Raw genomic sequence first — 15,943 nt, 5'->3', positions numbered from 1 at the left:
AATTTAGAGTTGAATTCTAATTCAGTTTAAAACACCTAGAAAGTGATATGTGCTTTCTAGGTGTTTTATTTTTGGAATTTGAGAATTAAAAAAATGGAATTAAAAGGAGAATATAATTATGAATAAAAGTGAGATTATTATTAAGGGGTTACCTGTAAAAACAACTAGGCTAGAGAATGGAGACGTTAATCTACTTTTCAAAATAGATACTTATGATAATATGCAATCAATTTATAGAGTAATTGTAAAAAAAGATTATTGGAGAGACGCAGTAGTAGGAATGAAGGATGTAAATTACTTTGTGATTAAAGGAGAACTTAAAGCCTGTGTAAATAGCAAAGGTACGCCTTTTATATCAGTAGAAGCAACATCAATTAAAATATTTAATTTGTTAAAAGATGTCAACGGACAAATAGATTTAAATAATGAAATGCCAGCGGGAACTGATGAAATAATGGATATTTCAAAGCTAGTAAATGAAAATGAAGATCTGTCAATAAAACGTTCGAAAAACAAAGCAATAAATTATATGAAAAATAATAAAAAGTTTAACAAACCTATTGTTGTTAAAAAAGAAAGCCTTATAATAGTATCAGGATATGATGAATATGCAGCAGCAATAGAACTTGGAATAACTAATGTGCCAGTTTCATATGCAGAGAATTAACAAGTGGGAATAATATATTCCCACTTGTTTTTCGCGTATATAGAATCTGTCATGCTGGGATATCTTTTAATTATATCATATGCTAGATAATGGGAGCATTATCTAGCATATGTTTCATTTTTACCACTATGTAAACTATATCCTAATATTCATAGAACTATAACATTTGTTCTTAGTTTATGGAGTTATGTAAACATACAATCCTATGATATTATATAAGTTGTCAGTTATAATTAACAAACATTAGCTGATTTTTATTAGTTTATTGAGGAGAGGTAATATGTTAGAGTTTAAGAATATAACAAAAGTTTTTAAAAATCAAACCGTAATTAAGGATATTAGTTTTACTGTAAATAAGGGAGAGTTTATAGTTATAGTAGGACAAAGTGGTTGTGGTAAAACCACGACTTTAAAAATGATTAATAAGTTAATTACACCAACTTCGGGAAATATATACCTAGATGGTAAAGATATATTAAAGGAGGATACCATTAAGCTTAGGCGGAATATGGGATATGTCATACAGCAAACAGGACTTTTACCACATATGACTGTAGGAGAAAATATTGGATTAATACCAAGACTGGAAAATTGGTCAGAAGATAAGATAATTGAAAGAACAAATGAGCTTTTTAAAATGGTAGGGATGGAACCTGCGCAGTATGCAGACAGATATCCCTGTGAACTCAGTGGAGGTCAGCAGCAAAGAATTGGAGTAGCAAGAGCCTGGGCAACAAATCCGGATATAATTCTTATGGACGAGCCCTTTAGTGCACTAGACCCAATTACAAGAAATCAGCTTCAAGATGAATTGTTTAGTCTTCAGCAAGAGTTTAAAAAAACAATAGTTTTCGTAACTCATGATATGGATGAAGCACTTAAGCTTGGTGATAGAATTTGTATTATGAAGGACGGGAATATCCTTCAGTTTGATAGTCCAGAAGAAATTTTAAACAACCCTGCTAATGATTTTGTTAAAGAGTTTATAGGGAAAAATAGAATATGGCAACAGCCGGAGTTTATAAAAGCTAAGGATATTATGATTACTGATCCAATTAAAATTATCGGTAGCAGAACAGTAGTTCAAGCTGTAGAAATCATGAAGTCACATAAAGTAGACAGTTTATTAATTGTTAATAAAGAAAATATTATAGAGGGAATTGTTACGCTAAAAAATATTAGAAGAAATACCCTAGGGTCTATAAAGGTAGATACTATTATGGGACGCGAAATTAAAACTGTTAATTTAAATGATTCTCTAATAGATATACTAAATTTAATGAATGAACTTCAAATTGGATATGTGCCAGTTGTAGATGATAGTTCAAAATTAGTTGGATTAATTACTGAGAATAGCTTATTAATAGTTTTAAGCAACCAGTATATTAACCAGGAGGTAGAGGCGTAATGAATATATTAAATTCAATCTCTAAATTTAATGACTTTGTAGTTTTAAGACAAGGTGAGATAATAAATTTAACAGTTGAACATATTCAATTAACGGTACTTGCTGTAATTATAGCTATAATTGTTGGGGTTCCACTAGGTATATTAATATCTAGAGTTAAAAAATTATCCGGGCCAGTTATAGGTTTTGCAAATGTAATACAAGCAGTCCCTAGTTTGGCATTATTAGGTTTTTTAATACCAGTTCTTGGAATAGGTAGCAGGCCAGCAATACTTATGGTGTTTTTATACTCCTTACTTCCTATTATAAAAAATACCTATACTGGACTTATGAATATAAATCCAGATGTAATTGAGTCTTCTAAAGGGATGGGTATGACAAATAAACAAATACTTAAACTTGTTCAAATACCACTTGCGCTTCCAATAATTATGACAGGCATAAGAGTAGCAGCAGTTACTGCGGTTGGACTTATGACAATTGCTGCCATTATAGGAGCGGGTGGACTTGGATATATGGTATTTTCAGGAGTACAGACTGTAGATAACTATATGGTTTTAGCCGGAGCAATTCCTGCATGTTTACTTGCACTATTAATGGATTTTATTGTAGGGAAAATCGAAAAAGGGGTAACCCCACCAGGAATCAGAAAAGCGGATGGCACAATTAAATTGTCTAAGAAGAAAAAATATAAGTTTAACAATATGCAAAAAATTGTAGCTAGTAGCTTAATAGTTATTATGGTAGTTAGCGGTGTATTTATGTTTAATAGAAAGAATGATGTAATTGTTGTAGGTTCTTCTAATAGCAATGAGCAAACCATATTAGGAAATATGTTATCAATATTAATAGAAAAAAATACAGACTTAAAAGTACAAAGAAAATTTAATTTAGGAGGTTCAGCCATAGCCTTTACTGCCTTAAAAGCTGGTAAACTAGATGTGTGCCCACAGTATACTGGGACTGCTTTAGTTGATATTATGAAGAAAAAACCTATTAGTGACCCGCATAAGACTTATGAAGTTGTAAGTGATTATTCTAGTAAACACTACGCAATAACATGGCTAAAGCCTCTTGGGTTTAACGATACTTATGCATTAGCTGTAAGTCAAGACACTGCTCAAAAATACAATTTAGAGACTGTCTCGGACCTAGCAAAGGTAGGTAACAAACTTGTACTAGGTTGTACAATAGAATTTAGTAATAGAGAAGATGGTTATTTGGGATTAAATAAATTATATAACTTGAATTTTGAAGCTGTTAGAGCAATTGATGGTGGCTTAAGATATACATCTTTAAATAGTACTAAAACAGATGTTCTAGATGCGTTTAGTACAGAGGGATTGCTAAAGGCATTTAAGCTTAAGGTTTTAAAAGATGACAAACATTTTTTTCCGCCTTATGATGCCGTGCCAACAATTAATAATAAAACTCTTAAAAAACATCCAGAGCTTAAACCTTTAATTAATGAATTAGCTGGAAAGATTGATGATAAGGCCATGATAGATTTAAATTATAAGGTGGATAAGCTTAGTCAAAAGCCAGAAAAAGTTGCAGAAGACTTTTTGAGAGAACGTAAATTGATTAAATAGTAGAGTATTTCACTAAAGGTTAAGTATATAACAAAAGTGCCAGGTGTGAATTAATTTCATATATGGCACTTTTGTTATAGAAAGATTTATACTTATAAAAGAATTATTCTGTAATTGGGAACCAACCAGGTGTGTTTATAATTGCATTCCAAAGTGGCGCTGGTATATCTAGTGCGTTTTCTTGAGTTTTACTCAAGGTAGTACGTATTTCTGATATTTTTCCACTTTGAACTTTGAGAATCCACTCTGGTTCCATAATTATCTCTCTGCCAAGGGATATAAAATCTACACCACTATCCAATGCCTTAATGGCATCCTCTGGTGTGTGGATGGAACCCACGCCAATGAATGGTACTCTACCATGTATCTTGTCCAGTATTTTGCAAATAATAGGACTTGTAGTTTTTGTATTTCTCATTGAGCTTTGCCAAAAATCCATTATTGAACTATGCAAGTAACTTAGTCCTTGATTTGCTAATACATCTAGAAATAAAAGAGTATCTTCTAAAGTTATACCTGGGTTCTCCATTTCTTCTGGTGAAAAACGGTAGCCTACTATAAAACTATCACTAGCGTTTTGTTTTACTACTTTTTTAACTTCTGCTATAATAGCCAATGGAAAATTCATTCGTTTTTCTACATTTCCGCCCCAATTATCTTGTCTGCGGTTGGAATGAGGTGAAAAAAATTGTTGTAATAAATATGTGTTAGCCCCGTGAATTTCAACACCATCAAAACCGGCTTCTATAGCTAATTTTGCTGTTTCACCAAAGGCTTTAATGGTATCTTGGATCTCTGCTTCTGTCATTTCTCTAGGGGTCATTGCGCCTGGTCTTTCTGGTGCTACTGCGCTGGCACTAATAGTCTGTCCATCTGGTATATCAGCAGGGATTGCCATTCTACCTCCGTGAAATATTTGTAGAATTGCCAATGCGCCTTCTCCCTTTATAGTTTCTGCTAATTGTTTTAGTCCTGGTAAAAAGCTGTTATCATAGGCAGCAAATTGGCCTGGAAAACCTTTGCCGGTTAGGCTTACATAGGTTGCAGCAGTAATTACAATTCCTACACCTTTTGACCTGGCCTTATAATAACTGAGTTCTGCCTCAGATACAGTTCCATCAGGGTTTCCTGAAAAAGTTGTCATAGGTGCCATAACTATAGGGTTTTTTACATTTATTGATGAACCTAAAATTCTAGGTTGGAGTAGTTTTTCAATTTTCAATTTAATCTCTTCCTTTCAAAATATATCTTATTATGTTTTTCTATTGTTTTCATATTACTATACTTTAATACAATTGTAAACAATAATAATTATTATTAGATATTTATTAACATTTAGATGGAGTTCTCGTTAATATTATTTTCTAATAATAAATTAATATTTTATAAAATTGAAGTGTTTTTATATTCATAATCGTTATATTAAGTGTAAGGACAAAAAAGGGGTGATGGTTATTCAAAAAGAACAGTTTGCAAACTATATAAAACAATATGAACGCTTAATCATTACTATATGCCTTTCCTTTACAAAAAATTACTTTGATGCAGAAGATTTGGCACAACAAACTTTTTTGTCTGCCTATACTAACTTCCATAAATTTGATGGGGTGAATTTTAAGGCTTGGCTTACAACAATTGCTACAAATAAGTGTAAAGATTTTCTTAAAAGCCCTGCAAGAGCAATTCATAGTTTATCTAATGAAGATTTTGATGGCTTAATGGATACTGGAGATTTACCGGAGGATACGCTTTTAAAAAAACATAGTAGGGAAAAGGTATATAATTTATGTGGAAAATTAAAAGAGCCTTATAGGGCAGTGGCCGTAAACTATTTTTGTGAAGATATTAAACTTTCCGATATGGCAAAAGATACAGGTCAAAGTTTGAAAACATTGCAAACCCATCTTTATAGATCAAAAAAACTGTTGAAGGTTTTATGGAAGGAGGAGTTAATGTGAGTGGTACACTATTCGAGGAAAAGGTCCATTTAACTAAAACATCACTAAAAGCATTTAAAGAGGGTTCTCTAAGTGATAATGAACTAGTTTTATTATCGGAACATATTTCCAATTGTGAAGGTTGTGCGGATGTTCTAGCCAGTAGTTTTAATGATAATGAACTTGTAGAGGCTCCTTTGGGATTCCAGCAGGAAATAATGTGCAAAATAAAAAAGAGAAAAGAAAAAAATACTCAGTTTGTGTTTTATTCTCTTAGGGTGGCAATGGCAGCAAGTATAGCATTGATGTTTGTTTTTTCAAATGGATTAAATTTTCTGGCCAATACTAAAACCAAAACATTGGATGTAAACCCAATGAGTTTAAGTACTATTAACACAATTAATAAAAGTCTTAATAATTTCTCGCAAAAAATAATTAATTTGGAGGTTTTTAATAATGAAAAAGGAAAGAAGTAAATTTTTAACCTTTTGTTTTTCGCTTTTACCTGGAGCAGGTCACATGTATTTGGGCTTTATGAAGATGGGACTATCACTTATGGCAGCATTTTTCTTTTTAATATTTCTTTCTAGTTCACTTTCTATAGGCACACTGCTCTTTTTTTTACCATTAATCTGGTTTTATTCATTTTTCGATTGTATGAACAAACGTTATTCAACAGAGGAAGAATTCTTACTTTTAGAGGATAATTATTTGTTTTCTCTTGATGAATTTGCAAAAATAGATAAAGGTATATTAAAAAAACACAGCTTGTGGTCAGGAATACTACTATTACTGTTTGGTGCCTACTTAATATGGAATAATATTATAAATAGCTTAGCTAGTTATATGCCAGACGGAGTATATAGAGTTATCAATAATATAACACGTGTGGCTCCTCAAATAATAATAGGGGTTGCAATAATTGTTGTGGGTGCAAAACTTATTATTGGTAAGAAAAGAGAGTGTGATATGAATGATTAAGGGACGTAGAGTGGGCACATTTACCACCGGAATAGTTTTAGTTATGTTTGGAATAATGTTTTTACTACGTTTAATAAATCCAAGCATTAATTATTTACGAGTAGCATCGCTGTGGCCCCTAGTTTTAGTTCTACTAGGAATTGAAATTATTGTGGCCTATGTAATAAACAAGGAAGAGATAATGAAATACGATTTCAAAGCAATAATCCTAATAATAATTGTTTCATTCTTTGCAATGGGTATGGGATGTATGGAGTATGTAATTACTCATATGGCAGAGTTTAGATGTGTATTATAAATAAAGAAACCCCTTACTTAATAATAATGTATTAAGTAAGGGGTTTCTTTTTTAAGTAGCAAATTCATGATAATATATAACAAATTCACCCACAATATAATAAAATATTTCTTTGCTTGATGAATTGCTTGAAAGATAAAGGAAAAAAGTGGAATGTGTAGAATAGTTAATGTATAAATAAACAAGTACAACTAATTTTATATTTTAGGGGGAAATTTTTATAATGAACGTTTCAACAGTAGTTATGAATAAAATTAAAGAGGCAAAAGTGATTTCGTTTAAGCAACCAAGCCTTGCTTTTGACATGAGTAAGGAGGCTTATGATATTGCAAAGGCGAATAAGTTAAAGCTGGAAGAGGCTTACGCATTGTTTGCTATGGCACTGGCTTGTAGGTCAATGACAAAACTTAATGACTGTTTTAATTATGCTTTTGATGCTTCTAAGCTATTTGAGATTTATAATAAACCTGTGGAATTAGCAGGGGCATTAAACCTTATAGGGGTTGTATATTTTTATAATGCTATGTACGAGACAGCACTTGAAAATTTTTTAAGAGCATTACATATGTTAGAAGAGACAGAAGATTCGCTTACAATGAGCAGAATATTAAACAATATAGGTGAAGTGTATAAAGAAGTGGGAAATGTTAGCCAGGCACTAGTATCTTATAACAGTGCAATGATTTTATGTGAAAAATATAATTATAAGACCTACATAGCAGTTATATTAGAAAATTTGGGCGAAATATATTTTATAAAGAAAGATTACGCTTACAGCTTTGAATGTTATAAAAAGAGTTATGATATTTTAATTGAAAATAATAATATTACTGCTCTTTCAGAAGTTGAAAATAAAATAGGGAAAATACATTTTATCCAGAAGGAATATGATAAGGCAAGAGAATGTTATAATAATGCTCTTGATCAATTAAAGGGGATAGAAAATAAGTTTTTTTCAATTGATGTACTTATAAATCTTGCAGAACTTGAAATCATTGAAAACGAAGGGCTTTTTTTATTCTATCTCAATAAAGCCATTAAATACGGAGAAGAAATAAATGCTAGAAAAAAATTAAGCCAAATATATAAGATTATAACTGAATTTTATGAGAGAAAAGGGGATTTTGAATTATCGCTGGAATTTTATAAAAAATATCATATAATGGAGCAAGAAATGGAAACTACAGTAATCTCACATAAGCTTGAAATAATAAAAATTGAGCTTAATAAATTATTTAATGGAGAGGAAGTTGAAAAGATTACAAAATTAAACAAACAATTGGAGATGGATATTGGGAATCAAAACCTTCGACTTGATATAATGGAAAAAGCAAATAGAAATTTAAGCATAGAGGCAGTATTTGATGAACTTACCAATATATCTAATAGGAGAGGGGTAAAGAGTTATATCTCGGAGGTGTGGAATGAAAGTGAAATAAAGTCCATTAATTTAGCACTTTTAATGATAGATATTGATTATTTTAAACGTTATAATGATTATTATGGACATATTAAAGGTGATATTTGTCTTAAAAAAATTGCAGATTGCCTAAAGAGTGTTTTTGGAAATAAATATGGAATACTTGGAAGAGTTGGTGGAGAAGAATTCCTATGTTTTATTAAGGACATTGAGTACAAGGGCGTATTAGAATTTGCAGAGCTACTTCGTAGTTCCATTGAAAAGCTCGATATTAATTACCTTTGGAATAATCTGTGCTATCCAGTAACCATAAGTATAGGCGGGGTATATGGCTCTAGAGCAGATTTTAATAGTTCACAGGATATGTATATAATTGCTGATGAAGAACTTTATAAAGTTAAAAATGAAGGCAGAAATAAGGTTCGTTTAAGAAATCAAAATGTACGTTAAATTTATTTGCAATTTTAACTAAGGGTGCTAAAACTGGTGAATATGTTTGAATATAGTGTGTAAACAGGATATAATATACTGAATACAAAATATTGTTTATTTAATATATTTACATGAATGTTTGGAGGGAATAAATGATTTGTAACAATTGTAAGAATGAATTTACTAATATTAATGGATTGAAATTTTGCCCATATTGTGGAGGAAAAATAGGAGAATGCACTAATTCGAAAGTAAAGAAGAATGCTAAAAAAAATAGTAATATAAAAAAAGAGAATACACCTGCAGGGGATAAAAATGAGAAAAAACATGAGGACACACTGCCTATGCCTGTAATAACAGAAGAAGATATAAAGAAGTATAAAAGAGAAAAGCTTTTTGCTTCTTTAAAGAAAACATTTGTGAGTATGAAAGTAATTATACCTATAATAGCTTTATTAGTTGTAATTGGAGGAGGGGTGTTTGCATACACGCATCTTATTGTTAAACCCGTAGATGAAGTGAGAATAAAGGGAGACTTGATAGGAAAAGCAATAACTCTTCCTAAAGGAACAATCATAAAAATGAGCAAGGATAACATGAAAAGCTTCAGTATAAATACTAGAAATACAGACAAGAGCAAAGATGAGATGAAAATAGCGTTAACTTTGAACAACGGTGCTATTGAGGCAAAGGCTTTGGTATCAGTAGCATATACATACCAAGGTAAAAATCAATGGAAAATAAGTGACTCAGTTATACTGGATAAAGTTACTGCAATAAAACCGGTGGTGGGTATGGATGAAAAGAAGCTTTTTGAGGCCGTGAATAAATTAAGTATAACCATTGCAGAAACAAAAGTAGCATTAGGTGGACAAGATGTTAAAAGTCTTGGTATAACTTTAAGAACACCAGATTTGGAAAATGGGAAAGAAGAAATTGTAGTGAAAACCTCTATAGATAGCGGACTTCTGGCTACTACAGGGAAAATAAAGTGCAAGCTTGTTTTTGAAAATGAGGCATGGAGCATTGCTACTATTGCTAAAAATAGCACTGAGGACTTTACATTAGTAATATCGCCAACTTTTTCTGATGAAAAAGTTATTGAAGCTATAAGGGAAAAGGGATTAGAAGAAACAGTAACTTATTCCAACTTTTTTGGAGGTAAAGGATTTACTGTAAAGGATAGTTTTACTAAGAGTATTAATGTAGCCGGCAAAAGATATGATTCAGAAAAGGGAGTACTATATGTTAATGCTAAGAGGGAAAATACAGCGGGGGAAATAAAATCAGTATTAACAACTGGTTATACTTTCTCAATATCTTTAAGTAAAATAGCGTTAACAGATAAAGCAAAAACTACTGTTAATAGTGGGACAATAAATAATATGGCTAGTCCTTTAATAATATCAACTATTACTAATGCTGAAATTGAAGGAAGTAATTTGTTTTTCTGGTGGTCTAATAATCATAAAATAACACCTGAGGAAGCGAAGACCTTTAAAACTAGTGAAATATTATTCAAGAAGGGTTTTGAAAATATAAAATATGTTTATGGAAGTATTACTTATAAGGAGGATAAAAAGAATAAAAGCGGTTCCGGTTCCTTTGTAGCATTATATTTCCTTGTTTATGATGAAGCTAAAGGATATAACTGGAAATTGAATAAAATAGTTGGTGAGGATTCACCTAATTACAAGGCACTTACTAAGGAAGCGAAAAATCAATAAAAAATATAGAGAAAAGCCAGCTAAGGTGAATATTAATAACCTTAGCTGGCTTTTTTACATCATATCAATTTTCTTCTGTTTCATAATCTACTTTTAATATTTTTCTAGTTTTAATTTTGAAAATAAAATAATAATATTTACATAATATAATGAATATTAATACAGTTTTCATTAATATGTTATTTGCAATTATTAGGGGGAAAGCTATCATGAAATCGGCCAAAAATAATATTAATATCTTTTGTTTTAAAGTTAAGGCTCTATCTTTAATAAAGCTTTCTAGATGTTTCTTATAAATTTTAGTGCTTTTAAACCAGTTATTTAATTTTTCAGATCCTCTCATAAAGCATACGGAGGCTAAAAGTAAGAAAGGGGTGGTAGGTAGTACTGGTAAAATTATTCCTATAATACCTAATCCCAGTGATATAAAACCAACTAATACATAAATAATTTTGATTATTTTATTAATAATACATACCCCCTACATTTTAAAAAACAAGTTTGCATTTATATACTATAATATTTAAGCTGTACAAACATTGTACCAAATATCCAGGGTTTTGTAATGTTTTAGTTGATTTAATTTAATGCTCGCTACTTCTACCACCCTTATCATGTCCACGATTTTCTGGCAAGGGTTGAGAGCCTGGCAATGTTCCATCTATCAAAGCTTGTGATAGAGCGTTATTTGTTGCATTCATTATACCTATAGAGCTAAAGGTTGCTCCAGAGGTAGTGTCTACATCAGTGCTTTGATTCTGGAGTATAGCTTGTGGAATGCTGTCAAAAGCTTTTTGATAGAACCTTGAGTTAACTTCATTATGTTCAATAATTTCAATGGAAGTAATTATATTATTCGCGATTTTAAGGGATACTTTAATCCCCGGCCTGTATCCATCTGCTTCTCCTGTATAAATACCATCTTTAAAAGTTGCTCCTTGTATAGATTTATTAAGTTCATTAACAGGAACCTTTTGAACCGAAGAGATTCCGTTATCAAGTAAGAGCTTATGAATTTGTATACCACCAACTTGAATTACATGAAAAATAATTGTTAATATAAATACCACTGTTAAAATTCTATGGTAATAAAGGAAGCCTTTATATTTTGATAATATTTTTCTTGCCATCCAGTTTAAGCCTAGTAAGATAGATACAACCCATGCAATTGTTCCGAGGTTTAAGCTAAGAAGGGGTTCAGAAGAAAAGTAACCATGGAGTAGGCCTGTAATGACTAATAGTATTCCTAGCATCTTATGATGTTTTTCTAGTTTTCTATTTATTAATACTAAAGAAATATTTTTACCTTTTGATTTTACAATCACTTTTCTTAATATATAAATAATACATAAAGCAACTGTTAATAATACCGAAATCCATGCAAGTCCAAAATTTAAAAATAAATCCAAAAGTTTTCTCCTCCTTTTATAATTCGATATTTTTATTTTAAGTTTTATCTGTGGCATATAAAAGGCGGTTTTATTAATTTTTTGTGAATTATGAAAAAGAATAATTGTCAGTTCTATAGGATTTTATACAAATACTATGACAAATTTATATGATGTTCTTGGAATATGTTGAATTTATGCTAAAATATATTATAAATTTTAAAATTTATGTTGAATAAATATAGGATATTAATATAATTAAAATATATGTATAAAACTAGAATTAAAGTAGAACTTGCTAATGTGCAATTGGGGTAATAACAAATACAGATATTTCAAAATATTGTTATTAGATTATGGGGGCAAAGCTATGAATAGATACAAGTCTATAGAAAAAGAAAATTTTAGAATTAAGGATCAAGTTCAATATAAAACAAGTAATGAACTGGAAGAAGAGCTTAAAGTTAATATGAAGAAATTAGAGCAAGTTAACGCTATTCTTGAGAAAGAGATAGCTGAAGGAAAGAGAACTATGGAGAAGCTAAAAGCAAATGAGGAACGGCTAACCTTTGCGCTTGAGGGTAGCGGAGATGGTGTTTGGGATTGGAATGCAAGAACCAATGAAATGATTTATTCAAAAGGATGGAAGAGCATGCTTGGTTATGAAGAGGATGAGATTCAAAATTTATTTAGCGAATGGGACAAGTTGCTTCACCCTGATGATAAGGAATCTGCTTATCTAAAGTTAAATATGTATTTAGAAGGATTAATTCCGGCGTACGAGAGTGAGTATAGACTTCGTGCAAGGGATGAATCTTATAAATGGATACTTAGTAAGGGTAAAATTATAAGCTGGACTACAGATGGTAAGCCTTTAAGAGTAACAGGTACACATTCTGATATTAATTCTCGTAAGCTAATGGAACAGGAGTTAAGAGAATCCAAGGAACGGTTTTCTAATGTTCTTGAGTATTCTCAGGATGCATCTTATAGAAGAAATGCTGTAACTGATAAATATGATTATATGAGTCCAGTTATTGAAAGATTAACAGGTTATACTCTTGAAGAAATGCTAGTAATGAACGAGGATACTGTTTTTGGAAAGATTCATCCGGATGATTTTCAGGATGTGGTTCAACGTATAAAGGAAATATCCGAAAAGGACTCTGGAACAGATGCAATAGAATACCGTTTTTTATGCAAAAATGGTAAGTACCGCTGGTTTCTTGACAGATTCACATCAATAAAGGGGAAATTGTTACAACCATCATTTCGGTACGGAGTTTTTCAAGATATTACTTTCCAAAAAAATGCTAAAGAAGAGCTGAAAAAAGCAAAAGAAACTGCTGAAAAAGCTAGTATTAACAAAAGTGAATTTATTGCTAATATGTCACATGAACTTAGAACTCCTATTAACGTAACCCTTGCAGGTGTTCAGCTCTTTGAGCTATATCTTAAAAATGACTCTTATTTAGATAAAGAAAAAAGCTCAAAACACTTAAAAGCTATGAAACGAAATTGTATGCGTCTATTAAGGTTGGTTAACAACCTAATTGATACAACTAAAATTGATGCTGGATTTTACGAACCACATTTTAGTAATCAAGATATTGTAAGTCTTATTAACAGAATTGCATTGTCAGTATCAGATTATGCAAAACAAAAGGATATCAACCTGCTATTCCATACAGATATTGAAGAAATGTCAATAATATGTGATGTGGGTATGATTGAGAGGATAATGCTAAACATTATCTCAAATGCTATAAAATTTACTGCGGATTCTGCCCTTATAAATATTTACAAGGGAGTGGACACTGTTGTTATTTCAGTTAAAGATAATGGGATTGGAATTGAAAAAGAAAATCAGGATATAATATTTGAGAGATATAAGCAAGTTTCAAAACTATTTACACGAGAGAATGAAGGCAGTGGTATTGGGTTATCTTTAACAAAATCTCTTGTTGAAATGCATGGTGGAAATATTAGCGTAAAAAGTGAATATGGAAAAGGCTGCGAATTTATTATTGAACTTCCAGTTAAACGCAATACAAATGAGGAATGCATATTATATAAAGCCAATGAAATTGAGGATAAAGACAAATTTATTGAAAAGATGAATGTAGAGTTCTCAGATATTTATGAATGAGAAAACATCTATAACTTTAGCTCAATGTATCAATTCATGTGGAGTAGTGTTCGCTACTAACAAGAAAAAAATAGAGGTGCAATAATTAAAAAGACAGCAAAAAAATTGTAATAAGTTTTTCTGTCTTTTTTTGTTAGGGAAGTAATTGAGAGGAAAGAGTTCCTAGTTGAAATCTCCTGTTTTTCTATATGCAGTGTTTGACGAATTTTGCGAATGAATTATATTGTTAAACACATTGCAATTAAAGGTGAGTTATGGATATTTGTAGAAATATAACTGTGTTGAATATTAGATAGAGTAATGCAATAATTAATAATATGATTAAAGTCACTATTTAAATAATTAAACAGAAGGAGATATGCATTATGAAAAATGCAATGCCAAGTATAAGATTGCATTATAAAAATGATAATGTTGATAAAAATGAATATACAGTGAAACATGATTTAGAAAAAAAGTTGAATGAAAGAATTAGACAACTTGAAGAGGAATTGCAGTATACCAAGGAATGCCTGCAAATATCAAATGAGGAACATCTTGTTTACAATGAAGAACTACTGAGTACAAACGAAGAATTTCAAGCAGCCAATGATGAATTACTAAAAATCAACACCCAGTATAAATATAAGAATCAAGAATTGGATGATCTATATAATGATATGACAAACTATTTAAACAGTACAGATATTGGAACTGTTTTTCTTGATGAAAATCTTTGTATAAGAAAGTTTACACCGAGTATTACTAGAGAGATAAACCTTAAGGCACAGGATATTGGGCGTCCCATTCATCACATATCCAACAATTTTATCAATGATGATTTATATATGGGTGCAAGCCAAGTATTATGCAGTCGTAGGTTGTATGAGAAGGAAATTCAAAGTAAAAATGGAAGCTGGTATTTATTGAAATGCGCACCATATTGTACATTTGAGAATCCGATTAAAGGAGTAGTCTTATCTCTTGTGGATATAACCAGAAGTAAGAATGCTGAAATAGAGATGTATAGAAACAAGAAATTATTAGATGAAACAATTTTATCAGAAACTTTAAAGACGGAGTTTTTCAGTAACCTTTCTCATGAACTGAGAACACCCCTAAATGTAATTTTATCTGCATTACAGCTTTTGGATACCTATGCAAGTAGCAGTGATGTTAATGATAAAGAAAAAAAATTCAAAAAGTATAGTTATATAATGAAACAGAATTGTTACAGACAATTACGCCTGGTTAATAATATGCTTGATATTACAAAACTTGATGCAGGTTTTTTTGAGTTAACGCTCCAGAATTGTAATATGGTGAATGTTGTTGAGAGTGTTACTCTGTCTGTAGCCGAGTATATCAAATCTAAATCCATTGAATTAATTTTTGATACTGATATAGAGGAGTGTATAATATCTTGCGATCCAGAAAAGATTGAAAGAGTGATACTAAATTTACTTGCTAATTCAATAAAGTTCACAAAACCAGGTGGAAATATAACAGTAAATATGTATGATAAAGGAGAAAATATTATAATATCAGTAAAAGATACAGGCATAGGCATTCCAAATGATAAGTTAGGTATTATTTTTGATAGATTTAGACAGGTAGATAGGTCACTTACACGAAATCAGGAAGGCAGTGGTATTGGACTTTCCATAGTGAAATCCATTGTGGAGTTACATAAAGGCACAATTTCTGTATTTAGTGAATACGGCAAAGGGACAGAGTTCATCATTGTGTTTCCAGTAATAGTACTGCCTAAAGAAAACGGCATATATGAAGTATTTGAAGCTGAATCACAAGAAAGAATTGAGAGAATACATGTTGAGTTTTCTGATATTTACTCCTTAAAGTAGATTGCTGAAAAATAATATAGAAATTTAAAAACTATTATACTCCCTTATAAATAATTTGTTATAATAAGAAGATAAAATGATGTGTGCATCAATTTGTGAA

At 30.8% G+C, this 15,943-nt stretch carries 14 protein-coding genes; 11 read left to right on the top strand and 3 right to left on the bottom strand.

The features are described 5' to 3' along the window. Positions 1-118: 118 nt before the first annotated feature. The 3 genes from ACREV6_RS04005 to ACREV6_RS03995 all read left to right on the top strand — a co-directional run bounded on the left by ACREV6_RS04005 (position 119) and on the right by ACREV6_RS03995 (position 3,667). Positions 119-667, top strand: a complete 549-nt coding sequence (locus ACREV6_RS04005; RefSeq protein WP_431576726.1) for a ParB N-terminal domain-containing protein — start codon at positions 119-121, stop codon at positions 665-667. 280 nt (positions 668-947) lie between these two features. Next, the gene (locus ACREV6_RS04000) at positions 948-2,075 is read left to right on the top strand and encodes an ABC transporter ATP-binding protein (RefSeq protein ID WP_431576725.1); all 1,128 of its coding nucleotides are present in this window, start codon (positions 948-950) and stop codon (positions 2,073-2,075) included. Then, a complete protein-coding gene (locus ACREV6_RS03995) occupies positions 2,075-3,667 on the top strand; it encodes an ABC transporter permease/substrate-binding protein (RefSeq protein ID WP_431576724.1) in 1,593 nt (530 codons plus the stop codon). Before ACREV6_RS04000 ends, ACREV6_RS03995 begins: the two co-directional genes overlap by 1 nt. Positions 3,668-3,770: 103 nt before the next feature. On the opposite strand, the gene ACREV6_RS03990 is transcribed toward ACREV6_RS03995, so the two are convergent. Beyond that, a complete protein-coding gene (locus tag ACREV6_RS03990; protein WP_431576723.1) occupies positions 3,771-4,889 on the bottom strand; it encodes an NADH-dependent flavin oxidoreductase in 1,119 nt (372 codons plus the stop codon). Between the two features lie 223 nt (positions 4,890-5,112). Here ACREV6_RS03990 and ACREV6_RS03985 point away from each other — a divergent pair, with 223 nt between their 5' ends. The 6 genes from ACREV6_RS03985 (at position 5,113) to ACREV6_RS03960 (ending at position 10,462) form a co-directional block, all read left to right on the top strand. Next, positions 5,113-5,625: an RNA polymerase sigma factor gene (locus ACREV6_RS03985; RefSeq protein ID WP_431576722.1), complete on the top strand. Its 513-nt coding sequence runs from the start codon at positions 5,113-5,115 to the stop codon at positions 5,623-5,625. After that, positions 5,622-6,080, top strand: a complete 459-nt coding sequence (locus tag ACREV6_RS03980; RefSeq protein ID WP_431576721.1) for a hypothetical protein — start codon at positions 5,622-5,624, stop codon at positions 6,078-6,080. The genes ACREV6_RS03985 and ACREV6_RS03980 overlap by 4 nt, the downstream gene beginning before the upstream one ends. Then, a complete protein-coding gene (locus tag ACREV6_RS03975) occupies positions 6,061-6,585 on the top strand; it encodes a hypothetical protein (RefSeq protein ID WP_431576720.1) in 525 nt (174 codons plus the stop codon). Before ACREV6_RS03980 ends, ACREV6_RS03975 begins: the two co-directional genes overlap by 20 nt. Beyond that, positions 6,578-6,883, top strand: a complete 306-nt coding sequence (locus ACREV6_RS03970; RefSeq protein ID WP_431576719.1) for a LiaI-LiaF-like domain-containing protein — start codon at positions 6,578-6,580, stop codon at positions 6,881-6,883. The genes ACREV6_RS03975 and ACREV6_RS03970 overlap by 8 nt, the downstream gene beginning before the upstream one ends. Before the next feature lie 223 nt (positions 6,884-7,106). Continuing rightward, a complete protein-coding gene (locus tag ACREV6_RS03965) occupies positions 7,107-8,753 on the top strand; it encodes a tetratricopeptide repeat-containing diguanylate cyclase (protein ID WP_431576718.1) in 1,647 nt (548 codons plus the stop codon). Positions 8,754-8,887: 134 nt separating this feature from the next. Next, positions 8,888-10,462 carry a hypothetical protein gene (locus tag ACREV6_RS03960; protein ID WP_431576717.1) on the top strand — a complete coding sequence of 525 codons (1,575 nt, stop codon included), beginning with the start codon at positions 8,888-8,890 and terminating at the stop codon, positions 10,460-10,462. A gap of 64 nt (positions 10,463-10,526) precedes the next feature. Here the strand turns inward: ACREV6_RS03960 and ACREV6_RS03955 are convergent, their stop codons facing one another. Together ACREV6_RS03955 and ACREV6_RS03950 are read right to left on the bottom strand one after the other, a co-directional pair. Next, positions 10,527-10,931 carry a YbaN family protein gene (locus ACREV6_RS03955; protein WP_431576805.1) on the bottom strand — a complete coding sequence of 135 codons (405 nt, stop codon included), beginning with the start codon at positions 10,929-10,931 and terminating at the stop codon, positions 10,527-10,529. 115 nt (positions 10,932-11,046) lie between these two features. Beyond that, positions 11,047-11,871 carry an FMN-binding protein gene (locus tag ACREV6_RS03950; protein ID WP_431576716.1) on the bottom strand — a complete coding sequence of 275 codons (825 nt, stop codon included), beginning with the start codon at positions 11,869-11,871 and terminating at the stop codon, positions 11,047-11,049. Positions 11,872-12,220: 349 nt separating this feature from the next. Between ACREV6_RS03950 and ACREV6_RS03945 the strand changes: the two genes are divergently transcribed. Both ACREV6_RS03945 and ACREV6_RS03940 read left to right on the top strand, forming a co-directional pair. Next, positions 12,221-13,999 (top strand): sensor histidine kinase, encoded by a 1,779-nt coding sequence (locus tag ACREV6_RS03945; RefSeq protein WP_431576715.1) that lies wholly within the window; start codon positions 12,221-12,223, stop codon positions 13,997-13,999. Positions 14,000-14,364: 365 nt separating this feature from the next. Beyond that, positions 14,365-15,843 (top strand): ATP-binding protein, encoded by a 1,479-nt coding sequence (locus ACREV6_RS03940; protein WP_431576714.1) that lies wholly within the window; start codon positions 14,365-14,367, stop codon positions 15,841-15,843. Positions 15,844-15,943 lie beyond the last annotated feature (100 nt).

It is taken from the genome of Clostridium sp., from assembly GCF_050717515.1.
In the GTDB taxonomy this organism is placed as follows: Bacteria; Bacillota; Clostridia; order Clostridiales; family Clostridiaceae; genus Clostridium_AD.
The sequence above is the reverse complement of the archived record's forward strand: the minus strand, read 5'-3'. Positions and strand labels throughout refer to the sequence as shown.